The sequence below is a fragment of the Pseudomonas sp. FeS53a genome, from assembly GCF_000931385.1.
GTDB lineage: Bacteria > Pseudomonadota > Gammaproteobacteria > Pseudomonadales > Pseudomonadaceae > Metapseudomonas > Metapseudomonas otitidis.
Genome location: NZ_JYFT01000015.1, coordinates 177,449 through 202,827 on the forward strand (window position 1 = coordinate 177,449; position 25,379 = coordinate 202,827).

The 25,379-nt window shown below is 71.1% G+C and carries 23 protein-coding genes; 7 read left to right on the forward strand and 16 right to left on the reverse strand.

Annotation, left to right across the window (positions count from 1 at the left end; all coding sequences use genetic code 11):
• Positions 1 to 4: 4 nt before the first annotated feature.
• Positions 5 to 556: an ATP-dependent Clp protease proteolytic subunit gene (locus tag SZ55_RS06280; protein WP_044403002.1), complete on the reverse strand. Its 552-nt coding sequence runs from the start codon at positions 554 to 556 to the stop codon at positions 5 to 7.
• 219 nt (positions 557 to 775) lie between these two features.
• Between SZ55_RS06280 and SZ55_RS06285 the strand changes: the two genes are divergently transcribed.
• A complete protein-coding gene (locus SZ55_RS06285; RefSeq protein ID WP_044403004.1) occupies positions 776 to 1,258 on the forward strand; it encodes a MarR family winged helix-turn-helix transcriptional regulator in 483 nt (160 codons plus the stop codon).
• A 13-nt stretch (positions 1,259 to 1,271) separates the two neighbouring features.
• Here SZ55_RS06285 and SZ55_RS06290 read toward each other — a convergent pair whose 3' ends face one another.
• Complete coding sequence (locus SZ55_RS06290) at positions 1,272 to 2,183, reverse strand: response regulator (protein ID WP_044403007.1); 912 nt, start codon at positions 2,181 to 2,183, stop codon at positions 1,272 to 1,274.
• A gap of 3 nt (positions 2,184 to 2,186) precedes the next feature.
• The gene (locus SZ55_RS06295; RefSeq protein WP_044403010.1) at positions 2,187 to 3,488 is read right to left on the reverse strand and encodes a sensor histidine kinase; all 1,302 of its coding nucleotides are present in this window, start codon (positions 3,486 to 3,488) and stop codon (positions 2,187 to 2,189) included.
• A gap of 189 nt (positions 3,489 to 3,677) precedes the next feature.
• Between SZ55_RS06295 and SZ55_RS06300 the strand changes: the two genes are divergently transcribed.
• A complete protein-coding gene (locus SZ55_RS06300; protein WP_044403015.1) occupies positions 3,678 to 4,538 on the forward strand; it encodes a subclass B3 metallo-beta-lactamase POM-1 in 861 nt (286 codons plus the stop codon).
• 36 nt (positions 4,539 to 4,574) lie between these two features.
• On the opposite strand, the gene SZ55_RS28785 is transcribed toward SZ55_RS06300, so the two are convergent.
• Positions 4,575 to 5,603, reverse strand: a complete 1,029-nt coding sequence (locus tag SZ55_RS28785; RefSeq protein ID WP_044403018.1) for an AraC family transcriptional regulator — start codon at positions 5,601 to 5,603, stop codon at positions 4,575 to 4,577.
• Positions 5,604 to 5,782: 179 nt separating this feature from the next.
• Between SZ55_RS28785 and SZ55_RS06310 the strand changes: the two genes are divergently transcribed.
• Positions 5,783 to 6,808 (forward strand): pyridoxamine 5'-phosphate oxidase family protein, encoded by a 1,026-nt coding sequence (locus SZ55_RS06310; RefSeq protein ID WP_044403020.1) that lies wholly within the window; start codon positions 5,783 to 5,785, stop codon positions 6,806 to 6,808.
• Between the two features lie 7 nt (positions 6,809 to 6,815).
• Here SZ55_RS06310 and phnE read toward each other — a convergent pair whose 3' ends face one another.
• From phnE to SZ55_RS06330, 4 genes are read right to left on the reverse strand one after another with little or no spacing between them, the layout of a single operon-like run.
• Positions 6,816 to 7,583: a phosphonate ABC transporter, permease protein PhnE gene (gene phnE / locus SZ55_RS06315; RefSeq protein WP_044403023.1), complete on the reverse strand. Its 768-nt coding sequence runs from the start codon at positions 7,581 to 7,583 to the stop codon at positions 6,816 to 6,818.
• Entirely contained in the window at positions 7,580 to 8,407 is an 828-nt protein-coding gene (locus SZ55_RS06320; protein WP_044403025.1) for a PhnE/PtxC family ABC transporter permease, read from the reverse strand. Before SZ55_RS06320 ends, phnE begins: the two co-directional genes overlap by 4 nt.
• Positions 8,401 to 9,198, reverse strand: a complete 798-nt coding sequence (locus SZ55_RS06325) for a phosphonate ABC transporter ATP-binding protein (RefSeq protein WP_044403028.1) — start codon at positions 9,196 to 9,198, stop codon at positions 8,401 to 8,403. The genes SZ55_RS06320 and SZ55_RS06325 overlap by 7 nt, the downstream gene beginning before the upstream one ends.
• On the reverse strand, positions 9,195 to 10,046 hold the full coding sequence (locus tag SZ55_RS06330) for a putative selenate ABC transporter substrate-binding protein (protein WP_044403031.1): 852 nt from the start codon (positions 10,044 to 10,046) through the stop codon (positions 9,195 to 9,197). Before SZ55_RS06330 ends, SZ55_RS06325 begins: the two co-directional genes overlap by 4 nt.
• 604 nt (positions 10,047 to 10,650) lie before the next feature.
• Between SZ55_RS06330 and selD the strand changes: the two genes are divergently transcribed.
• A complete protein-coding gene (gene selD / locus SZ55_RS06335) occupies positions 10,651 to 11,685 on the forward strand; it encodes a selenide, water dikinase SelD (RefSeq protein WP_044403034.1) in 1,035 nt (344 codons plus the stop codon).
• Positions 11,685 to 12,788 carry a tRNA 2-selenouridine(34) synthase MnmH gene (gene mnmH / locus SZ55_RS06340; protein ID WP_044403038.1) on the forward strand — a complete coding sequence of 368 codons (1,104 nt, stop codon included), beginning with the start codon at positions 11,685 to 11,687 and terminating at the stop codon, positions 12,786 to 12,788. Before selD ends, mnmH begins: the two co-directional genes overlap by 1 nt.
• Before the next feature lie 37 nt (positions 12,789 to 12,825).
• Here the strand turns inward: mnmH and SZ55_RS06345 are convergent, their stop codons facing one another.
• Positions 12,826 to 13,461 (reverse strand): helix-turn-helix transcriptional regulator, encoded by a 636-nt coding sequence (locus tag SZ55_RS06345; RefSeq protein WP_044403041.1) that lies wholly within the window; start codon positions 13,459 to 13,461, stop codon positions 12,826 to 12,828.
• 318 nt (positions 13,462 to 13,779) lie between these two features.
• Between SZ55_RS06345 and SZ55_RS06350 the strand changes: the two genes are divergently transcribed.
• Both SZ55_RS06350 and SZ55_RS06355 read left to right on the forward strand, forming a co-directional pair.
• A complete protein-coding gene (locus SZ55_RS06350; RefSeq protein WP_044403046.1) occupies positions 13,780 to 15,318 on the forward strand; it encodes a nucleobase:cation symporter-2 family protein in 1,539 nt (512 codons plus the stop codon).
• 197 nt (positions 15,319 to 15,515) lie between these two features.
• Complete coding sequence (locus tag SZ55_RS06355) at positions 15,516 to 17,264, forward strand: FAD-dependent oxidoreductase (RefSeq protein WP_044403049.1); 1,749 nt, start codon at positions 15,516 to 15,518, stop codon at positions 17,262 to 17,264.
• On the opposite strand, the gene gspF is transcribed toward SZ55_RS06355, so the two are convergent.
• The 7 genes from gspF to gspG are packed head-to-tail and all read right to left on the reverse strand — an operon-like array spanning position 17,245 to position 25,151.
• The gene (gene gspF, locus SZ55_RS06360; protein ID WP_044403210.1) at positions 17,245 to 18,447 is read right to left on the reverse strand and encodes a type II secretion system inner membrane protein GspF; all 1,203 of its coding nucleotides are present in this window, start codon (positions 18,445 to 18,447) and stop codon (positions 17,245 to 17,247) included. The genes SZ55_RS06355 and gspF overlap by 20 nt on opposite strands.
• Before the next feature lie 8 nt (positions 18,448 to 18,455).
• The gene (gspE, locus tag SZ55_RS06365) at positions 18,456 to 19,874 is read right to left on the reverse strand and encodes a type II secretion system ATPase GspE (RefSeq protein WP_044403052.1); all 1,419 of its coding nucleotides are present in this window, start codon (positions 19,872 to 19,874) and stop codon (positions 18,456 to 18,458) included.
• Positions 19,871 to 22,210, reverse strand: a complete 2,340-nt coding sequence (gene gspD / locus SZ55_RS06370; protein ID WP_044403055.1) for a type II secretion system secretin GspD — start codon at positions 22,208 to 22,210, stop codon at positions 19,871 to 19,873. Before gspD ends, gspE begins: the two co-directional genes overlap by 4 nt.
• Entirely contained in the window at positions 22,207 to 22,737 is a 531-nt protein-coding gene (gene gspM, locus SZ55_RS06375) for a type II secretion system protein GspM (RefSeq protein ID WP_044403058.1), read from the reverse strand. The genes gspD and gspM overlap by 4 nt, the downstream gene beginning before the upstream one ends.
• Positions 22,727 to 23,863: a type II secretion system protein GspL gene (gspL, locus tag SZ55_RS06380; protein ID WP_044403060.1), complete on the reverse strand. Its 1,137-nt coding sequence runs from the start codon at positions 23,861 to 23,863 to the stop codon at positions 22,727 to 22,729. The genes gspM and gspL overlap by 11 nt, the downstream gene beginning before the upstream one ends.
• Positions 23,860 to 24,705, reverse strand: coding sequence for a type II secretion system minor pseudopilin GspK (gene gspK / locus SZ55_RS06385; RefSeq protein ID WP_044403062.1), 846 nt, complete (start codon positions 24,703 to 24,705; stop codon positions 23,860 to 23,862). Before gspK ends, gspL begins: the two co-directional genes overlap by 4 nt.
• Before the next feature lie 20 nt (positions 24,706 to 24,725).
• Complete coding sequence (gene gspG / locus SZ55_RS06390; RefSeq protein WP_044403064.1) at positions 24,726 to 25,151, reverse strand: type II secretion system major pseudopilin GspG; 426 nt, start codon at positions 25,149 to 25,151, stop codon at positions 24,726 to 24,728.
• Positions 25,152 to 25,379: the final 228 nt, after the last annotated feature.

The window sequence follows — 25,379 nt, forward strand, 5'->3', positions numbered from 1 at the left end:
GGGCTCAGCTGTGCACGCACCAGTTGACCGCCTCGGTGGGCATGCCGAGGCAGTCCACCTCGTGGATCAGCCCGGCGGCCAGGGCCTCGTCGACGTTGAAGATCTTCGGCGCGGCGGTCAGGCAGGCCAGCACGTCGATGGGCACCCGGGCGCCGTCGGTACGTGCCTGGACGATGGCGTCGTACAGGTGCAGGTCGTAGTCCAGGCTCATGGCGTACTCGGACATGCGCGCATGGTCCACCGCGCCGTTGAGGGTCCAGTGGAAGGGATGGAACAGGAACTTGCTGTACGGGCAGGCCGTGCGCCGCTCGCCGGCCAGGAAGATGATGTTGCCCATGGATTCCACCGTGCCCAGGTTGTGGGTCTTCACCGGCACCGGCAGCGAGACAAGGAAGTTGTACAGGGAGAACCCGTAGCTGCATTCCCCACCCATGGTGGCGATCTTGATGATCAGTTCGTCCGCCCCCTGCTGGATCGCCTGGGAGCATTTGTCGATCAGCTGGCCGCACGTGTGCGAGTTGATCGGCGCCGTGAAGTGCACCACATGGCTTCTCATCCCGTCCTCCTCCGCAGTCGCCCCGCATCCACGCGGGTTCGCTGCCGTCCCGGCCCGGACCGCGCGTCCGGGCCCCTTCTGGATGGAGTGACGCGGGTCGCCCAGGGTTCCCCCCAATTGGCCGCCGGGCCGGGGCAACGTGCGCAGGTGGCTGGCGGAAGCGGCGCGATGCACGCAAAATGCATAGCGCTATTAACTAATTCTGCCGAGTGAGACCCCATGGCCCGACGTGCCGCCACCCCCGCCGACGCTGCAATCGAAACCGCAGAGCCCGCCGTGCTCGACACTTCCCTGGATGAACTGATTGGCTACGCCATGCGCCGCGCCCAGTTGAAGGTCTTCCAGCACCTGGTGAACAAGCTGGCGGTGCATGACCTGCGCCCGGCGCAATTCTCGGCGATGGCGATCATCGACCAGAACCCGGGGCTGATGCAGGCGGACCTGGCCCGCGCCCTGGCCATCGAGCCGCCGCAACTGGTGCCCTTGCTGAACAAGCTGGAGGCCCGTGCGCTGGCGGTGCGGGTGCGCTGCAAGCCGGACAAGCGCTCCTACGGGATCTTCCTCAGCAAGACCGGCGAGCAACTGCTGAAGGACCTCAAGCAGGTCGCGGCGGAAAGCGACATCGAGTCCACCAGCGCCCTGAGCGACGCCGAGCGGGACACCCTCCTGCAGCTGCTGCGCAAGGTCTATCGCGGCAGCTGATGCAGCGCCGGCCTCAGGCGCTGAGGCGCTCCCGCAGCCGGCCGAGCATGCCCAGCAGGCTCCCTACACGTTCCTTCTCCCGCGCCTCGCGCGGCAGTTCGGCCTGCCGCGCCGGCACCTGGGCCGGCTGCTCGCGCCAGTTGCGCGCCTGCTCGGCAGCCGCCTTCAGGCCCTTCTCGAACAGCCCCCGGCGAATCGGCTTGGGCAGGTAGCGGAAGATCTGCGCCTCGTTCACCAGTTGCAGCAGCGCCTGGGTGTCGCGGAACGGCGTCACCACCAGGCTGAGCAGGCGCGGGTGGGCCTGGGCCAGCGACTTGAGCAGCGGCGCGGTGTCTTCGCCGCCGCAACGCAGGTCGCTCACCAGCAGGTCGGCGCCCTCCTCGTTCAGCAGGCCGATGGCCTCGGTGAGGCTGCGGGCCCGCAGCAGGCGGTGGCCGCCGGCCATGCAGAAGTCGGCCACGCTGGCCAGGGTCTCCGGGTCTTCGTCCAGCAGCAGCACGCTCAGGCCACGGGGTTCGGCGTTGGGCGCACCGGCCGAGGCGGCCTGCGGGCGGGCGGCGATCTCCGCCGCCTGGCGCAGGGTGAAGGCCATTTCCTGCGGGTCCCAGGGTTTGGTCAGGTAGCGGAAGATGCCGCCGCTGTTCAGCGCCTCCACCGCCGCATCCAGGTCGGAGTAGCCGGTGAGCAGGATGCGCAGGCAGTCCGGGGCGATCTCGCGGGCCTGGGTCAGCAGCTCGGCGCCGTTCATCTGCGGCATGCGCTGGTCGCTGACCACGATGTGGAAGGTCTCCCGCGCCAGGCGCTCCAGGGCACGCAGCGGGTCGCTCTCGGTGACCACCTGGTAGTCCCGGCGGAACTGCATGGCCAGGCTGCGCAGGATGCGCTCCTCGTCGTCGACGAACAGGATGCGGATGGCGGATGTCATGGCTCAGGCACTCCGTTTCAGGGCGCGGGCCTGCGCAGTCGGCAGGCGGATGAGGAAGCGCGTGCCGCGCCCCAGTTCAGAGGCCACGCGGATGCTGCCGCCGTGGTCCTGGATGATCTTGTAGCTGATGGACAGGCCCAGGCCGGTGCCCTCGCCCACCGGCTTGGTGGTGAAGAACGGGTCGAAGATGCGCCGGGCCACTTCGGGTGCCATGCCGCAGCCGCTGTCTTGCACCGAGACGCACACCCAGTCGCCTTCGGCCCAGCTGCGGATCTGGATGCGGCCGTGGCCGACCATGGCCTGGGCGGCGTTGGTCAGCAGGTTGAGCAGCACCTGGTTGATCTGCGAGGGCGCGGCGCTGACGGCGGGCAGTTCGCCCAGGCCCAGCACCACCTCGGCCTTGTCCTTGATGTGGTTGCGGGCGATCAGCAAGGCGCTGCGCACGCAGTCGTTGAGGTCCACGGCCTCGTCCATGGCGCGGTCGAGCCGGGCGAAGTCCTTCAGCCCCACCACCAGCTCGCCGATCTGGCCGAGGCCGTAGAGGGTGTCGTCGAGCAGTTGCCGCAGGTCGTCCGCCAGTTGCTCGGGAGCGGCCTGCTCGCGCATGGCGGCGGCAGCCTCGAAGGCCTGGGCCAGGCGTGCTTCGTCACAGGCCGGGTCGGCCAGGCAATCGGCCAGCGCGGCCTGGCTGCGGGCCAGCTCCACCAGCGGGGCGCTGAGCTGGTCGAGCAGCTGCACGTTGTTGCGCACGTAGCCCAGCGGGGTGTTCAGCTCATGGGCGACGCCGGCGACCATCTGCCCGAGGGAAGCCATCTTCTCCGACTGCACCAACTGCGCCTGGGACTCCTTGAGGTCCACCAGGGCCTGGCGCAGCACCCGGTTGCGCTGGGCGATGCGCAGCTCCATGGCCTTGAGCAGGTCGAGCACGGTGCCGAGGCCGCGGTACAGGCCGTCGCCGTCCACCAGGATGAAGTCCTCGGTGATGGGGTACTGCAGGCCGGCGGTGACCTGCTTGGCGGCCTGCTCCAGGTTGCTGTCCAGGCTCAGCACCAGGGGCTCGGCGTTCATCACGTCGGCCACCGGGCGGCGGCCCCAGAGGTCGCGGCCGAAGCGCTGCATGAAGATGTCCTGCAGGGTGTAGCGGCTCACCAGGCCGATGGGCCGGCCGCCTTCCACCACCGGGAGGGACAGGAAGCGGCGGTGCTCGGGAGCCAGCAGCTGGTCCGCCACGTCGCTGATGCTCAGGCTCGGCGGCAGCGCCGCCACCGGTCTGAGCAGGCGTTCCAGCGCGTTTTCGGCTGCCATTGGCGACTCCCCCGAGCCCGTTGAATGGCGGCCATTGAAGCAATATCAGGTTGCCATCCTGTGACAGCTGTCTCATTCGCGTTACAGGCCGCTGCGCGGCACGCGCCAACAGGCTGGCCAGTCGACAGGCATTGACCTGCGCGACCAGGCAGTCAGAATGGCGCCCCTTCATTTTCCGAGGACTGCCCCGTGCGTACCCTGACCACCCTCGGCCTTGCCCTGCTGCTGGCCCAACCCGCCGTGGCCGCCCAGGCCGTCCTGCCGCAACTGCAGCCCTACACCGCCCCGGCCGCCTGGCTGACCCCGGTGGCACCGCTGCGCATCGCCGACAACACCTGGCACATCGGCACCGCCAGCATCACCGCGCTGCTGGTGAAGACGCCGGAAGGCGCCGTGCTGCTGGACGGCGGCATGCCCCAGGTGGCCGACCACCTGCTGGCCAACATGCGCGAGCTGGGTGTGGCGCCGGGCGACCTCAAGCTGATCCTGCACAGCCACGCCCACATCGATCACGTGGGCCCGCTGGCCGCCATCAAGAAGGCCACCGGCGCGCAACTGGTGAGCAACGCCGAATCGGCCGTGCTGCTGCAGCGCGGCGACAGCCAGGACATCCACTTCGGCGACGACATGGTCTTCGCCCCGGTGCAGGTGGACCGCCTGGTGCAGGACGGCGAAACCGTGGAGCTAGGTGGTATGACCTTCACTGCCCACTTCACCCCCGGGCACACCCCCGGCAGCCTGAGCTGGACCTGGACCGACCGCCGCGACGGCAAGCCCCTGCGTATCGCCTACAGCGACAGCCTGAGCGCCCCCGGCTACAGCCTGTGGATGAACCCGCGCTTCCCGAAGATCGCCGAGGCCTTCCGCAGCGGCTTCGCCGCCGTCCGCGCCCTGCCCTGCGACCTGCTGATCACCCCCCACGCCGAGGCCAGCGGCTGGGACTACACCAACGCCGAACACCCCAACCCGTCGCCCATGAGCTGCAAGGCCTACGCCGACAAGGCCGAGGCCGCCTTCGACGCGCAACTGAAGAAGCAGCGCGGCGGCTGAGCCACATCGGCTCGCCGACGGTGACCGGGCCTTTCTTCAGTCCATCGACCGCACCTGCCGTGCCGCGCCGGGTGAATGGCCGAACCAGCGGCGGAAGGCCCGGTGGAAGGTGCTCACGTCCTTGAACCCCAGCGCCTCGCTGATCGCCTGCACGGGAACGCCCTCGCGGGCCTGCTGCAAAGCGACACGGCTGCGCTCCTCCTCCAGCAGCTCGGCGAAGCCGGTGCCCTGCTCCCGCAGGCGCCGGTAGAGCGTCGGCCGGCTGAGGTGCAAGCGGGCACAGAGCGCGTCCACGCCCGGACCGCTGGCCAGGTCGGCCCGGATCAGCAGGCGGACCCGCTCGACCAGGTCGGTTTCCGCCCGGAGCTGCTCCTGAGCCTCCTGGACGCGGGCCTCCAGCAACGCCTTGAGGTAGGGGTTGGCGCTGCGGATCGGGCTGGCCACCTGCCCGGCGGAGAGGTACACGCGGTTGGCGGCGCACCCGAACTGCGGGGCAATGCCGAACGCATCGGCGAAGCGCTCCGCATAGGCCGGGCGCGGGCAGGCGAACTCCACCCGATCCGGTACGAAGCCGTCCCCCGCCAGTTCGCGCCCCCAGCGCACCAGTGCCACCAGGCTGCGCTCCACCGCGGCCTGGGGATAGCCGCGCCCGGCGGCGAACGCCAGCTCCAGGCACAAGCCGTCGCCAGTGTCATGGGCCCGCCATTGCTCGGAGGGGTTCATCAGCGCGCCATGGCGCAGGAAGGTCGACAGCGCCTCGCCCACCGATGCGCACTGGAACAGCAGGCTGGCCAGCAGGCCGCGCCGCTCCGGGTTGAACGCCAGCCCCACCAGCAGCCCGACGTGGGGCAGCGCCGAATGGCTCGCGGCCTGTTGCCACAGGCCCAGCAGCAGCGACTCGTCCAGGCGCTGCTCCGGCAGGGGCCGTAGCGGGTCGCAGCCCGCCAGCAGCCCCTCGCGGGAGAGGCCGGCGGCTTGCAGCTGGGCGGCGTCGACCGCGCCCAGTTGCAGCAGCAGGTCATGCAGATCGAGTACCGCGAGGGCGGAAACGCGGGTTGGGCTCATGGCAGGCAGTCCTTTTTCCTGGGCGGACAGTAACGCCCCGCAGCGACCTCCGCCAGGGATCGCTCCTTCAGGTCGGCGCATGAATGCAACCGAACGCCATGTGGATTGAAACCCGCTGCCATGCCCCTGCCGGCAGGCTGCTCCTAGCATCGGGACACCCGTTCACGAGGAGTCGCCCCATGCCCCGCCACCGCATCGAATCCCTCGGCGCCCTGCGCACGCTGATCGCCGAACCGCCCGCCCTGATGAAGAAGCGCCTGCAACCGGCGATCGACGACCACTGCCTGACCGTCATCCGCAACGCCAGCGTCTGCGTCGTCGGCCTGGCCGGCAGCGACAGCCCCATCGCCTTCCTCGACCTGTGCGCCACACCGGTGATCCACGCCGAGGGCACCCGCATCCGCATGGCCTGGCCGGCCCTGCTGCCAGCGGTGGCCAGCCAGGCACCCAGGGCGTGCAGCCTGCTCTTCATCATGCCGGGCATCGGCTTTGCCCTGCGTGCCAACGGGCGCTGCCACACCCAGCAGGAAGACGCCGGCCTGCTGCTGGAGTTCTGCGCCGACGCGCTGTTCCTGCACTGCTCGCGGGCCATGGTGCGGGCCGACTTCTGGACCCCACGGGAGAGTCGGTCGGCGTGGCCGATGGGCCGGGGCGAAGGGGTGCTCTCGGAGGCGGCACAGGCCTTCATCGCCCGCTCGCCGTACCTGCTGATGCTGACCCGCAACGCCGAGGGCGCCACCGAGCTGTCCCCACGCGGCGATCCCGACGGTTTCGTTGGTGTGCTGGACGGGCACCGGTTGCTGATCCCGGAGCGGCCGGGCAACAAGGTGGCGGTGTCACTGAGCAACATCCTCAGCTGCGGCGAGGTGAAACTGGCCTTCCTGCTACCGGGTGCGTCCACCGTGCTCAGTGTCACCGGGCGCGCCCAGGTGAGCGCCGACCCGGGGTTGCTAGGCCCGCTGTCGGTGAACGGCAAGGCGCCGGTGCTGGGCATCTTGCTGGAGGTGGAGCGCTTCGCCTTCGTCGAGGCTCCGGAGCTGGTGGCCGCCGGGCTGTGGCGCACGGAAACCCACCTGTCGCCTGCGGCCATCCCGTCCTTCCCGAAGATGCTGGCCGAGCACATGAACGGCACCGGTCTCCTGGGCAAGGCCACCACCCTGGTGGTGGACGCCGTGGTCCGCCACGACCTCAAGCACCTCTATTGAGGACGCCTCAGGCCCGTACCCAGCGCTGGCGCATGCGGTCGCTGAGGGCGTCCACCAGCAGCACCAGGGCCAGCATGGCGAGGATCACGGTGCTGGCCTGGCGTTCCTGGAACAGGCTGAGGGTGGTGTAGAGCATCTGCCCCAGCCCGCCGGCGCCGACGAAGCCGAGCACGCTGGCCATGCGGATGTTGTTCTCCCAGCGGTACAGCATGTAGGCCAGCAACTGTGGCCAGAGGTTGGGCAGCGTGCCGTAGCAGAAGGCCGCCAGGTGGCTGCCGCCCTCCAGGCGTATCGCGTCGGCAGGCTCCGGCGGGGCGTTCTCCAGGGCCTCGGCGAACAGCCGGCCGAGCACCCCGGCGGTGTGCGCCGCCAGGGCCAGGGCCCCGGCGTTGGGGCCGAGGCCGGCCGCCAGCACCATCAGCGCCGCCCACACCAGCTCCGGAATGGCCCGCAGGGCATTGAGTAGCAGTCGCGCCAGGGCCTTGCCCGGCCAGCCGAAGCGCCCGGCGGCGGGCAGTGCCAGGAGCAGGCCGAGCAGCGCGGCCAGGAGCGTGCCCAGGCCGGACATGGCCAGGGTTTCCAGCGCCCCCCGGCCTACCGCCTGGAGGTGCTCCAGGCCCAGGTCCGGCCGCAGGAAGCGCAGGGCATAGTCGGCCATCTGCCCGCCCACGCCCTCCCCCAGCAAGACCTTGAGGTCGAGCCCGAGGTAGCGGAACGACCCCACCACGGCCGCCAGCAGGGCGAGGACGATGGCCAGGTCGATCACCCGCTTCATGCCAGCCTCCCGCGCAGCAGGCGGCTCAACTGGTCCGCCAGCCACACCAGCAGCAGGAAGGTCAGCAGCATGCTGGCCACCTCGGCACCGGCGAACATGCGCATCGACAGGTCGATCTGCTGGCCGAGCCCGCCGGCACCGACGAAGCCCATCACCACCGAGGCACGCACGGCGCACTCCCATCGGTACACGGTGTAGGACACCAGCTCGCCGGCGGCGCTGGGCAGGATGCCGTAGAAGAACGCCGACAGGCGCCCGGCACCGGCCTGCATCAGCGCATGGGCAGGCCGCTGGCCGACCGATTCGAAGATTTCCGCGTAGACCTTGCCGAGCATGCCGCTGTAGGTGATGGCGATGGCCAGTACCCCGGCGGTCGGCCCCAGGCCCACGGCGCGGACGAACAGCAGCGCCCAGACGATCTCCGGCACGCTGCGCAGGAACACCAGCAAGGCCCGCACCGGCCAGCGCAGCACCAGCCCGAGGGTGCTGGGTCGACCGCTGCGGGAGGCGGCCGACAGCGACAGCGCGCGGCTGGCCAGCAGGCTCATGGGCACCGCCAGCAGCAGCGCCAGTGCCATGCCGGCGGTGGCCACGGCGAGGGTCTGCAGGGTGGCGTCCAGCAGCAGCTCAAGGAACTCGGCGCCATGGGCCGGCGGCCAGAACCCGGCCAGGAAGCCGCCCATGGCCTGGCGGCTGTCGGCCTGGAACAGCACGCGCGGGTCCAGTTCGGCCAGGCGGATGCCCGGCCACAGCACCAGTACCGCCAGCAACCCCAGCAGCAGGCGCGGCAGGAAGGCCGGATCGCGGGTGTCGCGGCTCAGCATCGGGGGATCTGCACCGGGGCGGGCGCGGCGCCGGCGGCCTGTGGCGAGGCGATGCCGGCGTTGGCGTAGAGCGCGTCCAGGCGTTCAGGGGTGACCTGGGCGGCCGGCAGGTCGAAGGCCAGGCGGCCGTCGCGCACGCCGATCACCCGGGGGAAGTGCGCCAGGGCCAGCTCCACGGCGTGCAGGCTGGCCACCAGGGTGACGCCACGCTCGCCGGCATGGCGGCAGAGGGTCTCCAGGGTGTGGTCGGCCAGCACCGGGTCCATGGCCGAGACCGGCTCGTCCGCCAGCAGCAGTTCGGGTTGCTGGTACAGCACGCGGGCGATGCCGACGCGCTGCAACTGGCCACCGGACAGCTGGCCACACTGGGCGAAGAGCTTGTCCGCCAGGCCGAGGGTGGCCAGGGCCGCACGGGCACCGGGTACATCCCGTGGGTGCAACAGGCTGGCCAGCCCGCGCAGGGTGCCCCAGCGCCCCAGGCGCCCGGCGAGCACGGTGGTGACCACGCGCTGGCGCGAGGGAAGCGGCGGCGCCTGGTGGATCAGCCCGATGCGCGTGCGCAGGCGCTGGCGGGCGCGGCCCGAGAGGCGCCAGGGCGCCTCGCCGAGCAGCTCCACCGTGCCGCTGTCGGGCTGCAGAGCGGTGGCCAGGAGATTGAGCAGGCTGGACTTGCCGGCCCCGGAGGGGCCGATGACCGCCACCCGCTCTCCGGCCTCGATGTGCAGGTCGATGCCGTCCAGGGCGCGGACCTGGCCGAGGCGCAGGCCCACGCCGGTGAGGCGGACGGTCATTTCAGCAGTTCGGCGGCCCGGGCGGCCTCCTCGATGCCCTTGTAGTTCTCGGGCTGGGTCTCGATGAAGCGGCTGGCGGCCTGCAGGTCGAGGATCGCCTTGTGCTCCGGGTTGGCCGGATCGAGGGCGAGGAAGGCGGCCTTGATCTTCTCGGCCAGCGCCGGGTCGAGGGTGCCGCGCACGGTCCAGTTGTAGTCGTAGTAGGTCGGCGTGGTGGAGAGCACGCGCACCTTGGTGGTGTCCACCTTGCCGGCGGCCACCAGCTTCTCCCAGACGCTGGCGTTGAGCACGCCGCCATCCACCTTGCCGGCCTGGACCCAGGCCACGGTGGCGTCATGGGCGCCGGAATAGGCCACGCGGCTGAAGTAGGTCTCGGGCTTGATGCCGTCTTTGAGCATGAAGAAGCGCGGCATCAGGCTGCCGGAGGTGGAGGACACCGAACCGAAGGCGAAGCTCTTGCCCTTGAGGTCGGCCAGGCTCTTCACCTCCGGGTTGGCGGTGATGAACTTGCTGGTGAACTGGGCGTCCTGCTCGCGCTGGACCAGGGGGATGGCATTGCCGGTCTTCAGGCGCACCTGGACGAAGGTGAAGCCGCCGAGCCAGGCCAGGTCTAGGCGGTCGGTGGCCAGCGCCTCGACCACCGCCGGGTAGTCGGCCACCGGCACGAACTGCACCTTCATGCCCAGTTGCTGCTCCAGGTAGGCGCCGAGCGGCTTGAACTTGCGCAGCAGCTCGGTGGGCGCTTCATCGGGGATGGCACTGACCCGCAGGGTTTCGGTGGCCTGCACTGCCAGGGCGGAACAGGACAGGGCAAGGCCGGCAACGAGGGCCAGGGTGCGCTTGAGCATGCTGATTCTCCGGTTCAATAGCGGAAGGATCGGGGGAGATGGGCGGCCACTGCGGGCGCCGCGGCGGAATTATAGGAATCGCGGGCGCAAAGGCCAGTGTTGCAGGGGCTTTCTATCTCGACTTTCAAAGCCCTTGGAGCCCCTTCCCGCCTCTCTTTCCGAAAGGAAGAAGACACGGGCGTACGCTGGACTTCTGCTTGGAGAGGAAGGTGAGGCAGGGAAAATGCCCCTTCAGGAGGCCGAGCGCAGTCGTTGCGCAGGGGGACGAGCGGCATGGATGCCGCGAGAGGCGCGCCAGGCCATGGATGGCCCATCGCGCCGGCCCCCGGAGCAACGATGGAGCGAGGGAAGTCCCGCGAAGCGGGACCCGGATGCAGGGGCGAGCCCTTTTGGTTACTTTCTCTGGGCGATTGAGAAAAGTGACTCGCCTGGGAAGGCGAAACAGGTGACATCAACAGAACTGGTTAAGCAGCATGAGCACACGGCTCGTTACAGGGACCTAACCCAATGGACATCCAGAGGATGTCTATTGCCGCAGCGGCAACCCGGTGAGTTTCCCAGCGGCCTGATAGAATCCGCCGCCACGATTTCAGTGAGGTGCGACATGAGCGAACCCATCCGCCTGACCCAGTACAGCCACGGCGCCGGCTGCGGCTGCAAGATCTCCCCCAAGGTGCTGGAAGTGATCCTCGCCGGCAGCGGCGCGCAGAACCTGGACCCGCGCCTGTGGGTGGGCAACGCCTCCCGCGACGACGCGGCGGTCTACGCCCTGGACGAGGAACGCGGGGTGGTCTCCACCACCGACTTCTTCATGCCCATCGTCGACGATCCCTTCGACTTCGGCCGCATCGCCGCGACCAACGCCATCAGCGACATCTACGCCATGGGCGGCGACCCGCTGATGGCCATCGCCATCCTCGGCTGGCCGGTCAACGTGCTGCCGCCGGAGGTCGCCCGCGAGGTCATCCGTGGCGGCCGCGCGGTGTGCGACGAGGCCGGCATCCCCCTGGCCGGTGGCCATTCCATCGACGCCCCCGAGCCGATCTTCGGCCTGGCCGTCACCGGCGTGGTGGACAAGCGCCACATGAAGCGCAACGACACCGCCACCGCCGGCTGCCGCCTGTACCTGACCAAGCCGCTGGGCATCGGCATCCTCACCACGGCGGAGAAGAAGTCCAGGCTGCGCGAGCAGGACCGCCACCTGGCCCGCGACTGGATGTGCACCCTGAACCGCCCGGGCAGCCGCTTCGGCAAGCTGGCCGGCGTCCACGCCATGACCGACGTCACCGGCTTCGGCCTGCTCGGCCACCTGGTGGAAATGGCCGACGGCAGCGGCTTGACCGCGCGCATCCGCTACGACGCGGTGCCGCGCCTGCCCGGCGTGGAGCATTACCTGGCCGAGGGCTGCATCCCCGGCGGCACCCTGCGCAACTTCGACAGCTACGGCGAGCGCATCGCCCCGCTGGACGAGGCCCGTCGCCACCTGCTCTGCGACCCGCAGACCAGCGGCGGCCTGCTGGTGGCAGTGGCGCCGGAGGGCGAGGCGGAGTTCCTCGCCGTGGCCCGCGAACTGGGCCTGGACCTGGCGCCCATCGGCGAACTGGCCGAGCGACAGAGCCACGCGGTAGAGGTGGAGTGATGCGCGAAAACACCACCGACTACCGCCGCCTGTTCCTCGAGGGCGTGCCGATGATGGACGCCCGTGCACCGGTGGAATTCGCCAAGGGCGCGTTCCCCGGTGTGGTCAACCTGCCGCTGATGACCGACATCGAGCGGCAGAAGGTCGGCACCTGCTACAAGCAGCAGGGCCAGCAAGCCGCCATCGCCCTCGGCCACCAGCTGGTCAGCGGCGCCACCAAGGCGGCCCGTATCGAAGCCTGGGCCGCCTTCGCCCAGGCCCACCCCGATGGCTTCCTCTATTGCTTCCGTGGCGGGCTGCGCTCGCAGATCGTCCAGCAGTGGCTGAAGGACGAGGCCGGCATCCAGTACCCGCGCGTCACCGGTGGCTACAAGGCGATGCGGACCTTCCTCATCGAGACCCTCCAGGCCGCCGTGCACGAGTGCGACTTCGTGCTGGTGGGCGGCCTCACCGGCACCGGCAAGACCGACGTCATCCAGGCCCTCGGCAACGCCCTGGACCTGGAAGGCCACGCCAACCACCGGGGCTCCAGCTTCGGTCGCCGCGCTACCGCCCAGCCGGCGCAGATCGATTTCGAGAACGGCCTGGCCATCGACCTGCTGCGCAAGCGCGACAGCGGCATCGGTCAGTTCGTGCTGGAGGACGAGGGCCGCGTGGTGGGCAGCTGCAACCTGCCCCTGGAGCTGTACCAGGGCATGCAGCAGTACCCGCTGGTGTGGCTGGACGACAGTTTCGAGAACCGCGTGGAGCGCATCCTGCGGGACTACGTGATCGGCCTGTGCGCCGAGTTCGTCGCCCTGCACGGCGAGGAAGCCGGTTTCGAGCAGTTCGCCGCGCGCCTGCGCCAGGGCATGGCCAACATCCTCAAGCGCCTGGGTGGCGAGCGCCACAAGCGCATGACGGCGATCCTCGACGAGGCGCTGCAACGCCAGCAGGCCAGCGGCGAGGTGGACCTGCACCGGGGCTGGATCGATGGCCTGCTGCGGGAATACTACGACCCGATGTACGCCTTCCAGCGCGAAGGCAAGGCCGCGCGCATCGAGTTCGCCGGCGACCAGGCCGCCGTGCTCGACTACCTCCGCCAGCGCCCGTCCCGGCGCTGACCCCCTGCCCCGCGCCCGGCAACTTCGGGCGCGAGGCTCACTTCAGGCGAACGCGGTAGACGCAGCGATTGGCATCGCTCAGCAGGTGCTGCTCGCGCTCCACCTCGGCGTCGGCGCCGATCACCTCGCGGAACAGCTGCAGCTCCGAGCGGCAGAACCCCTGGCAGACCGTGGCCGCTGCGCAGATCGGACAGTGGTCCTCGATCAGCAGCCAGTCCGCGCCATCGGCTTCCACCCGCGCCATGTAGCCCTCGCGGGAGCGCACCTCGGCGAGCTGCTGCAGACGCCCGACCACGCTGTCGGCCTGGCAGGCCTGGCGGTAGAGCGCACGGGTCTCGCACTCGCGCTGTCCGATCAGGCGGTCCATGCCCTCCTCCCCGAACAGCTGCCGCACCGAGGCGATCAACTGCACGGTGAGCTGCGCGTGGGCATCGGGGAAGCGCCGGTGGCCGGCCTCGGTGAGCGCCCAGCGCCGGCGCGGACGCCCGGCCCCGCTGATGGGCGCCTGCTGGCCCTCCAGCAAGCCGCCCTGGGCCAGCTTCTGTACCTGCTGGCGGGCAGCCTCGGGGGTCAGCTCCAGTTCCTCGGCCAGTTCGGCGGTGGCCAGCGGGCCCCGGGTCTTCACCAGCATCAGGATGCGGTCGGCCGTGGAGGTGGCGGAGTCGTCGGTCATCGGCGGGGCTTTAGGCAAGAAGGGGCTTGCATATTAGAAGGGCATTCCGGCCAGTGTCGAGCGCATTCCCCGTGTCGGCGAACGGCCTTTCCGCAGATTTCCTGACCGTTCGTCCAGCTTCACGGCCACGGACGCTTTTCGGCCCTTTCAACGAATCCGCTCTGGAACGCAGGTTTCACGCGCTCCTACGCCAAAGCGCCGACTGGCCGGTCGCAAATCGCACACAGGGTGCTGAATTTTATGTATACAACCATCTGGAAACATTGAGACAAAAAGCACTACAGTGCGCGCACAACGACAAGAAGTGAGTGCACCTCCATGAAAAACACCGCTACGACCGCGCCCGCAGCACAACGGCCGGAAGATGAAAAACTCAGCGTCGGCGCCAACCTTGCGTACGGCATGCAGCACGTCCTGACCATGTACGGCGGCATCGTTGCCGTACCGCTGATCCTCGGTCAGGCCGCCGGCCTCTCCCCCGCCGAGATCGGCCTGCTGATCGCCGCCTCGCTCTTCGCCGGTGGCCTCGCCACCCTCCTCCAGACCCTCGGTGTTCCCTTCTTCGGCAGCCAGATGCCCCTGGTCCAGGGCGTGTCCTTTGCCGGCGTGGCGACCATGATCGCCATCCTCCAGAGCGGCGAAGGCGGCGGCATCCAGTCGGTGCTCGGCGCGGTGATGGCAGCCTCGCTCATCGGCCTGCTGATCACCCCGGTGTTTTCCCGCATCACCAAGTTCTTCCCCCCGCTGGTCACCGGCGTGGTCATCACCACCATCGGCCTGACGCTGATGCCGGTGGCCGCGCGCTGGGCCATGGGCGGCAACAGCCAGTCGCCGGAGTTCGGCAGCATGGCCAACATCGGCCTCGCCGGGCTCACTCTCGCGGTGGTCCTGTTGCTGAGCAAGGTGGGCAGCGCCACCATCTCGCGCCTGTCGATCCTGCTGGCCATGGTGATCGGCACCCTGGTGGCCATGTCCCTGGGCATGGCGGACTTCTCCAAGGTGTCCGAAGGCCCGCTGGTGGCCTTCCCCTCGATCTTCCACTTCGGCATGCCGACCTTCCATGTGGCCGCCATCATCTCCATGTGCATCGTCATCATGGTGACACTGGTGGAAACCTCCGCCGACATCCTTGCCGTGGGCGAGATCATCGGCACCAAGGTGGACTCCCGCCGCCTGGGCGACGGCCTGCGTGCCGACATGCTGTCCAGCATCCTGGCGCCGGTGTTCGGCTCCTTCACCCAGAGCGCCTTCGCCCAGAACGTCGGCCTGGTGGCCGTCACCGGGGTGAAGAGCCGCTACGTGGTGGCCACCGGCGGCCTGATCCTGGTGACCCTCGGCCTGCTGCCGGTGATGGGGCGCATCATCGCGGCGGTGCCCACCTCCGTGCTGGGCGGCGCCGGCATCGTGCTGTTCGGCACCGTGGCCGCCAGCGGCATCCGCACCCTGGCCAAGGTGGAATACCGCAACAACATGAACCTGATCATCGTCGCCACCTCCATCGGCTTCGGCATGATCCCCATCGCCGCGCCGACCTTCTACCACCAGTTCCCCGGCTGGTTCGAAACCATCTTCCACTCCGGCATCAGCTCCGCCGCGATCATGGCCATCGTGCTCAACCTGGTGTTCAACCACTTCACCGCCGGCACGCCCGACCAGCCTTCGGTGATCGCTGCCGGCCGCGAGCGCCAGTTGCGCTACACCGACATCGCCTGCCTGAACGAGGGTGACTACTTCCAGAACGGCAAGCTGTACGACGCCGCCGGCAATGAAGTGCCCCTGTGCGAGGACGACGACCACCACCCCGCGCCACGCAGTGCCGGGCGCAGCAGCAAGGCGGCGGAACCCAGTAGTGCGTGACGGCTTGCCTGCTCTGAAGAACCCCGTCCTTTGACGGGGTTTTTCATTGGGCGGCAGGGCCCAGCGGGTTACCGGGCCTGCTGGAAACGCCTGTTCATTTCCGTTCGCTGACCGCCCACTGCCCACCCCGCCTGATTGGTCAGACCCCGGGTGCCTCCATAGAATATGGAACCTCGTTCCACATTCAGGAATATCCCATGCCCATACCCGCTTCCCCTCCCCTCGAATGCGACCTGCTGGTCATCGGTTCCGGTGCTGCCGGGCTGGCGGCGGCGGTTACGGCGGCTCACCACGGCAAGCGGGTGGTGCTGGTGGAGAAGGACCCGGTACTGGGCGGGGCGACGGCCTGGTCGGGGGGCTGGATGTGGGTGCCGCGCAACCCGCTGGCGCGCCGGGCCGGGATCGACGAGGCGCCCGGGCAGGCCCGCACCTACCTGCGTCACGTGCTGGGTGAGCACTACCGCGCCGAGCTGGTGGATGCCTTCCTCGACCACGGCCCCGAGATGGTGGCCTTCTTCGAGCAGCACACCGCCCTGCAGTTCGCCGATGGCAACGGCATTCCCGACATGCATGGCGACGCCCCCGGTGCGGCCACCGGCGGACACCAGCTGATCGCCGCGCCCTACGACGGCCACGCGGTGCTGGACCTGCTGCCCCACCTGCGCACGACGATGCGGGAAACCTCGTTCCTCGGCATGCCGATCATGGCCGGCACCGACCTCGCCGCCTTCCTCAACCTCACCCGCTCGTCCCGTGCCTTCCTCCACGTGGCATGGCGTGTGAGCCGCCACCTGTGGCACCTGGCCCGTCATGGTCGTGCCCTGCAGCTGGTCAACGGTGTGGCGCTGGTGGCGCGCCTGGCCCGTTCCGCCGAAGACCTGGGGGTCACCCTGCTGACCCAGGCCCCGGCCCGGCGCCTGCTGCTGCAGGCAGACCGCGTCAGCGGCGCGGTGATCGAGCAGGACGGCGTCGAACACAGCATCCGCGCCCGTGCCGTGCTGCTGGCCACCGGCGGCTTCGCCCATGACGCCGAGCGACGGCGCGAGCTGGTGCCGCACGAGCGCAACGGCCAGGCCACCCTGGCCCTGCCGCCGCCCGGTTGCAGCGGCGACGGCCTGCGCCTGGGCGAGTCCGCCGGGGGCGTGGTGGCCCGCGACCTGCGCGCACCGCTGGCCTGGGCGCCGGTGTCCGAGGTGCCGCACGGGGACGGCAGCACCGGGCACTTCCCGCACATCATCGAGCGCGGCAAGCCCGGGGTGATCGCCGTGCTGCCCAGCGGCCAGCGCTTCGTCAACGAAGCCCACGGCTACTACGACTACGTCGACGCCCTGCTGCGCGCCACGCCGGAAGGCGAACCGGTGGTGTCCTGGCTGGTGTGCGACCACCGTTTCCTCCGCCGCTACGGCCTGGGCCACGTACGCCCGGCACCGCTGCCGATCGGCGCGCACCTGCGCAGCGGCTACCTGAAGCGCGGGGCCACGCCCGAGGCGCTGGCCGCCGCCTGCGGCATCGACCCCGCCGGCCTGGCCGCCACCCTCACCGCCTACAACCGCCACGCACGCGACGGCCAGGACCCGGCCTTCGGACGCGGCAGCACCGCCTTCAACCGCCGCAGCGGCGACGCCAACCATCCCGGCCCCAACCCCTGCGTGGCCCCCATCGAGCACGGTCCGTTCTATGCGGTGAAGGTACTGCCCGGCTGCTTCGGCAGCTTCGCCGGGCTGCGCACCGACGGCCACGCACGGGTGCTGGATGCCCAGGGCCAGCCCATCGCCGGGCTCTACGCCGCCGGCACCGACATGGCCAGCGTGATGGGCGGGCACTACCCCTCCGGCGGCATCAACCTCGGCCCGGCCATGACCTTCGGCTACATCGCCGGGCGCCACGCTGCCGGGCTCGATGCCCCGGCCCGCAGCCCGCGCGCGGTCACTGAACCAACTGGTTGATCTCGATGATGGGCAGCAGCACGGCCATCACGATGGTCAGCACCACGCCACCCATCACCACGATCATCAGCGGCTCCAGCAGCGCCGTCATGCCCAGGGCGCGCCGCTCGATGTCCCGCGACAGGGTCTGGGCCGCGCGCTCCAGCATCGGCGGCAACGCGCCGGTCTTCTCCCCGCTGGCGATCAGGTGGATGAGGATCGGCGGGAACACCCGCCCCGCCTTCAGCGCCACTGCCAGCCCCACACCCTCGCGCACCGCCAGGGAAGCCTGGGCCACGCAGGCCGCCAGGCGCGCGTTGGAAAGCGTCTCCCGCGCCGCATCCAGCGCCCGCAGCAACGGCACCCCGGCGCCACCGAGGATGGCCAGGGTCGAGGCGAAGCGGGCCGTGTCCACCCCCAGCACGAAGCGCCCCACCAGCGGCAGGCGCAGCACCCGCGTGTGCCAGGCCAGGCGTGCCGCCGGGTTCTGCAGGTAGCGCCGCCAGCCCCAGCCGGCGGCCACCAGGGCCGCCGCGCAGGCCAGCCCCCAGGCACGCACGAAATCGCTGGCCTGGAGCATGGCGCGGGTCAGGCCCGGCAGGTCCTGGCGCGCCTGGGAGAAGGCGCTGACCACCTGGGGCACCACGAAGCCGAGCAGGAAGACCACGATGCCGATGGACACCACCCCCACCACCGCCGGGTAGATGAACGCCGTCAGCACCTTGCCGCGCAGGGCGTTGCGCTCCTCCACGTAGTCCGCCAGGCGCTCCATCACCTGGGCCAGGTCGCCGGACTCCTCGCCCGCCGCCACCAGCGCGCGGTAGATGGCGGGAAAGTCCCGTGGCCGCGCGCCCAGGGCATCGGCCAGGCGCACGCCGCTGCGCACATCCCCCCGCACCGCCTCCAGGGCCTCCGCCACGTGGCGCCGCTCGGCCTGTTCCAGCGCCGCGCTGAGCGCCGCCTCCAGGGGCATGCCGGCGCCCAGCAGGCTGGCCAGCTGGCGGGTGGTGCCGGCCAGTTCGGTTTCCGACAGACGCGGCGCCAGCCAGCCCGCCGAAGCGGCCGGCGCCGCCGGGGCCACCTCCAGCGGCACCAGGCCACGCCCGCGCAGGGCCGCCAGGGCCCCGCGCTCGCTGTCGGCCTCCAGCACGCCGGTCTCGATGCGCCCGCCGGCGTCGGCGGCCTCGTAGCGGTAGCGCTGCACGTCCATGTTCAGGTGTCCCGGGTCACGCGCAGGATCTCCTCCCGCGTGGTGGTGCCGTCGAGCACCCAGCGCTCGCCGTCGTCGCGCATGCTGGCCATCCCCGCTGCCCGCACGGCCTGGCGCAGCACCTGCTCGGCGGCACCCTCGTGGACCAGCGCCCGGGCGCCGTCGTCCATCACGAACAGCTCGTGGATGCCGGTGCGCCCGCTGTAGCCGGTGTGGTTGCAGGCCGTGCAGCCCACCGCGCGCCAGCCGCCGGGTTGCAGCGGGTCGGGCGCCTTGCACTGCGGGCAGAGCCGCCGCACCAGGCGCTGGGCCAGCACCCCCAGCAGGCTGGAGGCCAGCAGGAAGGGCTCCACGCCCATGTCCACCAGGCGGGTCACGGCGGAAACCGCGTCGTTGGTGTGCAGCGTGGCCAGCACCAAATGCCCGGTGAGGGACGCCTGCACGGCGATCTGCGCCGTCTCCAGGTCGCGGATCTCGCCGATCATGATGATGTCCGGGTCCTGCCGCAGCAGCGCCCGCAGGGCCAGGGCGAAGGTCATGTCGATGCGCGCGTTGACCTGGACCTGGCCGATCCCCGGCAGGTCGTACTCCACCGGGTCCTCCACGGTGAGGATGTTGTGCACGCTGGCATCCAGCCGGGCCAGGGCGGCGTACAGCGTGGTGGTCTTGCCCGAGCCGGTGGGCCCGGTGACCAGCACGATGCCGTGGGGCTGGCGGATCAGCCCGTCCAGCCGCGCCAGCAGCCCCGGCGCCATGCCCAGGCGCTCCAGGCTGAGGCGCCCGGCCTGCTTGTCCAGCAGGCGCATCACCACCCGCTCGCCGTGGCCGGTGGGCACCGTGGAGACGCGCACGTCGATGGGCCGGCCAGCCACCCGCAGGGCGATGCGGCCGTCCTGGGGCAGGCGTTTCTCGGCGATGTCCAGCTGCGCCATGATCTTGATCCGCGACACCAGCGCCGGGTGCAGCGCCTTGCGCGGCGCCACCACGTCGCGCAGGGTGCCGTCCACCCGGTAGCGCACCACGGCGTGGCTCTCGAAGGGCTCGATGTGGATGTCGCTGGCGCCGTCCCGCGCGGCCTGGGTCAGCAGCGCGTTGATCATGCGGATCACCGGCGCACCGTCTTCCGCCTCCAGCAGGTCGGTCACCTCGGGGATGTCCTGCAGCAGGCGGTCCAGGTCCACCTCGCTCTCCACCGCGCCCACCACCGCCGCCGCACTGCCGGTGTCGGCGTAGGCCCGTGCCAGGGCCTGTTCCAGCTCGGCATCGCTGACCGGCTGCAGCCGCGCCCCGGCGAACCGCCGCAGCGCCTCGCCGATGGCCCAGCCGGGGGTGGCCTCGCTGATCAGCAGCACCGGCTCGTCCGTGCCGCCCTCCAGCAGCACCCGCTGGGCCCGCGCCCAGGCATAGGGCAGGCCGCTCACGGCTGCTCCCCCGGGGCCAGCGGCACGGCACGCATCGGCCTGGGCTGTGCCGATGGCATGGCCTGGGCGGCCGGTGGCAGCTGCGGCGCCTGCATGTCGTCGAGGGACCAGCGCCGCACCGGTTGCAGCGCGCCCTGGGCGCGGCGGATGTAGTCGTAGCGGTTGAGGGTGATGCCCTGGCCGGTGGCGGCATCGCGGACGATGTAGGGCCGCAGGAACACCATCAGGTTGGTCTTGCTGCGGGTACGCCGGTCACTGCGGAACAGCGCCCCCACGCCCGGCAGAGCCGAGAGCCCGGGGATGGCGTTGCTGGTCTCGGTGTAGCCGTCCTGCAGCAGGCCGCCGAGCACCATGATCTGGCCGTCGTCGAGGAGGATGCTGGTGTCGATGGCGCGCTTCTGGGTCACCGTGCCGGCGTCGCTGGTGGCGCGCTCGTCCACGCTGCTGACCTCCTGGTAGATGTCCAGCTTCACCGTGCCGCCCTCGGATATCTGCGGGCGCACGTTCAGCCGCAGCCCCACCTCCTCGCGCTCGATGGTCTGGAACGGATTGTTGCTGTTGCCGCCGCCGTTGGTGACGTAGTTGCCGGTGACGAAGGGGATGGTCTGGCCGACGAAGATGCTCGCCACCTCGTTGTCCAGGGTCAGCAGGTTCGGCGTCGACAGCACGTTGGTGCCGCCCTTGGCCTTCAGCGCCCGGGCCAGCACCTTGAGGTCCAGCACCCGGCCGACACCGGGGATGTCCACCCCGCCGGAGGCCTTGCCGATGTTCAGCCCGCCGGGCAGCACGTCCAGGCTGTTGCGCGCGGTGGTGGTGAGGCCGGAGCCGCCCAGCCTGGCGCCGCCGAACCAGCCGTTGGCGAGGTCGCCGGCCTGCCACTGGATGCCGAACTCGCTGGCGTCGTCCTCGCTGACCTCGACGATCAGGCTCTCGATCACCACCTGGGCGCGGCGCTGGTCCAGCAGGTCGATCACCTCCCGCAGGCTTCGGTAAAGCGGCTCGGGCGCGGAGATCAGCAGGGTGTTGGTGGTGGTGTCGGCCTGCACCGTGGCGCCCCCGGCGGAAAACGCCACCGGCGCTTCCACCCCATGGGCCTGGCCGCTGGCGGTCGGGGTGGTGGCGGTTGCCGCCTGGCTGCCGCTGCGGGACGGGGTGCCCGTGCCGGCGGTCTGCCGGGTGCTGCCGGCCTGGCCCTGGCCGCCCAGTTCGCCGCCGTTGAGCCGCTCGCGGGTGCCGTCGCCCTGCCCGCCGCCGGCCTCCGCCTCGCCGGTGAGCAGCCCGCGCAGGGCCTGGGCCAGCTTGTTGGCCTGGGCGTTGCGCAAGTACACCACGTGGAGGTTGCTGGGGTTGCCCTGGGCGCTGTCCAGGCGGTCGATCAGCTGCCGCGCCAGGGCCGTGCGCTCCGGGCTGCCGGTGCGCAGGATGACGCTGTTGGAGCGCGGGTCGCCCACCGCCCAGACCTTCTGCCCGGCATCGCCGCCGGGGGTGTCCATCAGTTCGCCGAGCATCGCGGCGATGTCGGTGGCGATGCCGTTGCGCACCGGCACCACGTCGGTGTCCACCGAGCCCGGCACGTCAATGTTGGCGATGATCGCCGCCACCCGGTCGAGGTTCTCCGCGTAGTCGGTGACCACCACGGTGTTGTTGCCGGGGTAGGCGTTGATCGGGTTGTTCGGCGAGACGATGGGCCGCAGCACCGGGATCAGGTTCACCGCGTTCTCGTACTGCAGGCGGTAGGTGCGGGTGATCATGCCGTTGCCCGCCGCGCGGTCGCCGTCGCCCACCGGCCCGCCCAGCAGCTTGGCGTCCGCCTCGGGCACCACCTGGCTGACCTCGCCCGCCTCCACCACCGAGTAGCCCTGCATGCGCAGCGCCGCCAGCAGCATCCCGTAGGCGGTCCGCGCCGGCACCGGCCCTTCCGAGACCAGGGTCAGCTGGCCCTTGACCCGGGGATCGGCGAGGAACTGCCGGCCGGTGGCGCGGGACAGCGCCCGCAACACCGCCGGGATGTCCGCCTCGACGAAGTTCAGCTGCACCGGCTGCTCCCCCAGGCCGGACGCCCCGCTGCCCGTTGCCGGGTGCGGCGCCGATGGCCCCGGTGCGTGGACCTGGCGCGCCCGTGCCTCGCGTTGCTGCTGTTCCAGCTGGGCCTGGCGCCGCTGGCGCTCGGCCAGGGTGTCCACCGCCGGCCCCGCCGCCACCAGCGGGCGCCCCAGTTCGCTGGGGGCCGGCAGCACCGGCGGCACCTGTGCACCGCCCTGGCTGCAGGCGGCCAGGGCCGCCAGCAGGCCGAGCAGCGCCGGGCCCTGCCAGCCGCGCCCATTACGTTTCGTCATGATCCTTCCCCTGTGCCTGGCGCCCTGTCCAATTCGATGACACCCGTGAGCCGGCCTTCCGCCGCCTCTCCATCGCGTTCGCCATCCCGCCGCAGGCGGACTTCGCGCACCCGCACCGGCACGCTGGGCAAGCCGCCCAGCAGCCACTCCATCAGGGCCGGCGCCGGGGCGCCGTCCAGTTGCACCTGCCAACGCCCCGGTTCGCCGCCGAGGCGCACGTGTTCCGTCAGCCCGCCCCGCTCCAGGGTCTCGCGCAGGCGGGCGTCGGCCTCTCCGGGGGGCAGCGCCTGACCCACGCCCGCCTCCGCCAGCACGGTTTCCAGGGTCTGCGCCTGGGCCCGCAGGCGTGGCAGCTCCGCCTGCCAGTGGTCGATGCGCTGCAACGCCGGGTCCACCAGGGCGAACCACAGCAGCAACGGCGGCAGCACCAAGGCCGCCAGGCGCAGCACGCGGCGCTCGCGGGGGGCCAGCCGCTGCCAGGCCTGGCGCGCCTCGTCGTAGCGCTGCTGCAGGGCTTCACGGTTCATCGCGGCGGGCCTCCGGGGCCGGTGCACGACGCAGGGTCCAGCCATCGGCCACGGCCTCGCCCTCCAGGCCGACGGGGGCCAGGGTCGCCTGCCAGTCGGCCGGCAAGGGGCTGGCGCTGCGCACCGGGCGGATCAGGTGCAAGGCGCCATCGGCGTAGTCCAGCCCCTCCAGGCTGCCGGCCGGCAGCGCCAGGGCCAGGCCGGCCTGGCGCAGCAGGCTGTCGAAGCCGTCCGCCCCCGGCGCCTGCCCGGCCAGGCGGGCGTCGCGCTGCTGGCGAGCCTGCTGCAACGGGTTGAGCACCACAGGCAGTTGCGGGAAGGCCTGGCGCACGCGCTCGTTCATCTGCCGGCGCAGGGTCTGGCCCTGCTCGGCGAGCTGCGCCGCGTAGAGGTTCAGGCCCAGGGTCCAGACCAGCGCCGCCAGGGCGCAGCAGCCCAGGGCCCGCCCCCAACGCGCCGTGCCTTCGTGGCGCGGGGCGGCACCGGCTGCCAGGTCGAGGGTGCCGGCCGGCCCCTGCCAGGCAGCTTCGACGGGCAGCGCGGCGACACCCTCGGGGCCGCCTGGCCCCAGCCAGTGCCAGCGGGTGGGGTCGGGCTGCTCGGCCAGGGCCAGCGCCGGCAGCGGGTGCACCCAGCCGTGGTCCGGCCCGCTGCGCGCCACCAGGTGGCCGTCCAGGCACTGGGCGCTGACCTGGCCGGGCGGCGGCAGCGGCAGGAAGAACGGCGCCGGCACCAGGCGGAAGCGAACCCCTGCCAGCAGGCGTTGCAGCCGTGCCAGGGCCGGGCGTGTCAGCCAGGCCAGTTGCACCTGCCCGTCGGCCTCGCGCGGGCCATGGGCCAGGTGCAGGGCATCGCGCCCTTCCAGGGCCAGGCCGTCCAGGGCACAGGCGGCCGCAGCGGCCAGGCGCGGGGCCGGCAAGGGCGGCAGCGCCACCCGCGCCAGCAGGCTGTCTTCGGGGTGCAGGCGCAGTTCCAGGGGCGCGCCGCGCAACGTGGCGGCCAGCGCCGGGAGCGCCACCGAGCAGGGCAAGGCCTGCCCGCGTGCCTCCAGCCAGAGGCCCTCCAGCACGCTGCCCGGCTCCAGCAGGCGCAGGGGCGGCAGGGCCAGGCGCAGGCGGCGCTTCATGCGCCCACCCGCGACCAGACCACCCGCGCCGCGCCGTCCTCGGGGCGGAACAGCAAGGCCTCCAGCGGCCACTGGCGGCTGCCGACGCGAACCTGGCCCTGCAGGCGGAACCATTCGCTGGTGATGCCCAGGCGCACCTGCTCGGTGTCCAGCTGTGGCAGGCGCAGGCGATTGAGCAGGTCACCGCTGTTGATGAAGCCCTGGCCTCGGTCGCGCTCTGCCACAAGGGCGCGTGCCCGCTCCAGGCCGAGTCCGGGCACCCGCGCGGCGATCACTTCGGCCGGCGCGGTGTTGCCGTTCACCMAGCCAGGCAGTGGCAGCACGGTGACGAAGGGCGCCAGCCGCGCCAGGGCGCGGGGCTCCACCCCCGGCGCGCCGGCCAGGTCCTCCAGGCTGCGCGGGCGCGGCAGGCGGGCCTCGCCGTAGGCAGCCAGCAAACGCTGCTCCAGGGCGGCGAGGGTCGCCGGGGCGACGCCGAGGCTGGCCCCCAGGCGCTGGAAGGCAGCCTGCTCCAGCGGGTCGAGCTGGCCCTCGTGCACCAGGCTGGCGAGGTTGAACAGGCCCTGCTCGTCCAGCAGGCGCCCATCGAAGGCGGCGCTGTCGGTCACCGGCAGCTGCCAGCCACGGGCCCAGCCCTGGTCCAGGCGCGTGGCCGGGTCCTGCTGCCAGGCCTGGCGCAAGCGCTGCAGGCCGAAGGCCGTGGCGCTGCGGGCCACCCACTGGGCTGCCTGGCGCTCGCCCTCACCTTCCGCCAGGCGCACCAGCCGCGCCTGGCGGGCCAGCAGGCCGGCGGCGATCACCGCCACCAGCGCCGCCACCAGCAGCGCGCTGATCACCGCCATGCCCCGTTGCCGGTCCACGTTCAGAGCTGCCAGGAGCCGATGTCGGCGTTCACGCCCTCGCCTTCGGGCTGGCCGTCGGCGCCCAGGGAGAACACGTCCACTTCGCCGTTGGCGCCCGGGTTGAGGTACTGGTAGGGCCGGCCCCAGGGGTCGTTGGGCAGGCGTTCGAGGTAGGCGCGCCAATTGCTGGTGGCGTCGGCAGGCTTTTCCACCAGCACCTTCAGGCCCTGGGCCTGGCTGGGGTAGCGGCCCTGGTCGAGGCGGTAGAGCTTGAGGGCCTGCATCAGCCCGGCGATGTCCTGGCGGGCGGCGGTGGCACGGGCCTGGTCCGGCCGGTCGAGCACCTTGGGCACCACCATCGCGGCAAGGATCCCGAGGATCACCACCACCACCATGATCTCGATGAGGGTGAAGCCTCGCTGGGAGGCCAGGCGCACGCCATCCATATCCGTTACTCCTCGCTGCAGTCCTTGCCGGGTGGGCTCTTGCCCGATCAGATGCAGCGGATTGTTCCAAGCGGATATGTCAGACCGATTGAAAATCCTCGGGAGCTTGGCGGCCCCGGCGGCCCTGGGATACGGCTCCCGGGGCTGTGCCTGGCGCCCGGGAGCGGCCTCCTCCTGAGCATTGGTCGCCGTTTCGTCAGCTGCCCCGGCTAGGGTCGCGGGCACAGC

Bases quoted from the DNA above. Each gene is read 5' to 3' on its own strand.
- phnE (WP_044403023.1), bottom strand. From the start codon at position 7,583: ATGAAGCGGGTGATCGACCTGGCCATCGTCCTCGCCCTGCTGGCGGCC.
- SZ55_RS06295 (WP_044403010.1), bottom strand. From the start codon at position 3,488: ATGGCAGCCGAAAACGCGCTGGAACGCCTGCTCAGACCGGTGGCGGCG.
- SZ55_RS06330 (WP_044403031.1), bottom strand. From the start codon at position 10,046: ATGCTCAAGCGCACCCTGGCCCTCGTTGCCGGCCTTGCCCTGTCCTGT.
- mnmH (WP_044403038.1), top strand. From the start codon at position 11,685: ATGCGCGAAAACACCACCGACTACCGCCGCCTGTTCCTCGAGGGCGTG.
- SZ55_RS06350 (WP_044403046.1), top strand. From the start codon at position 13,780: ATGAAAAACACCGCTACGACCGCGCCCGCAGCACAACGGCCGGAAGAT.
- gspL (WP_044403060.1), bottom strand. From the start codon at position 23,863: ATGAAGCGCCGCCTGCGCCTGGCCCTGCCGCCCCTGCGCCTGCTGGAG.
- SZ55_RS06285 (WP_044403004.1), top strand. From the start codon at position 776: ATGGCCCGACGTGCCGCCACCCCCGCCGACGCTGCAATCGAAACCGCA.
- SZ55_RS06310 (WP_044403020.1), top strand. From the start codon at position 5,783: ATGCCCCGCCACCGCATCGAATCCCTCGGCGCCCTGCGCACGCTGATC.
- SZ55_RS06290 (WP_044403007.1), bottom strand. From the start codon at position 2,183: ATGACATCCGCCATCCGCATCCTGTTCGTCGACGACGAGGAGCGCATC.
- SZ55_RS06280 (WP_044403002.1), bottom strand. From the start codon at position 556: ATGAGAAGCCATGTGGTGCACTTCACGGCGCCGATCAACTCGCACACG.
- gspM (WP_044403058.1), bottom strand. From the start codon at position 22,737: ATGAACCGTGAAGCCCTGCAGCAGCGCTACGACGAGGCGCGCCAGGCC.
- gspD (WP_044403055.1), bottom strand. From the start codon at position 22,210: ATGACGAAACGTAATGGGCGCGGCTGGCAGGGCCCGGCGCTGCTCGGC.
- SZ55_RS06345 (WP_044403041.1), bottom strand. From the start codon at position 13,461: ATGACCGACGACTCCGCCACCTCCACGGCCGACCGCATCCTGATGCTG.
- SZ55_RS06320 (WP_044403025.1), bottom strand. From the start codon at position 8,407: ATGCTGAGCCGCGACACCCGCGATCCGGCCTTCCTGCCGCGCCTGCTG.
- selD (WP_044403034.1), top strand. From the start codon at position 10,651: ATGAGCGAACCCATCCGCCTGACCCAGTACAGCCACGGCGCCGGCTGC.
- SZ55_RS06325 (WP_044403028.1), bottom strand. From the start codon at position 9,198: ATGACCGTCCGCCTCACCGGCGTGGGCCTGCGCCTCGGCCAGGTCCGC.
- SZ55_RS28785 (WP_044403018.1), bottom strand. From the start codon at position 5,603: ATGAGCCCAACCCGCGTTTCCGCCCTCGCGGTACTCGATCTGCATGAC.
- SZ55_RS06355 (WP_044403049.1), top strand. From the start codon at position 15,516: ATGCCCATACCCGCTTCCCCTCCCCTCGAATGCGACCTGCTGGTCATC.
- gspG (WP_044403064.1), bottom strand. From the start codon at position 25,151: ATGGATGGCGTGCGCCTGGCCTCCCAGCGAGGCTTCACCCTCATCGAG.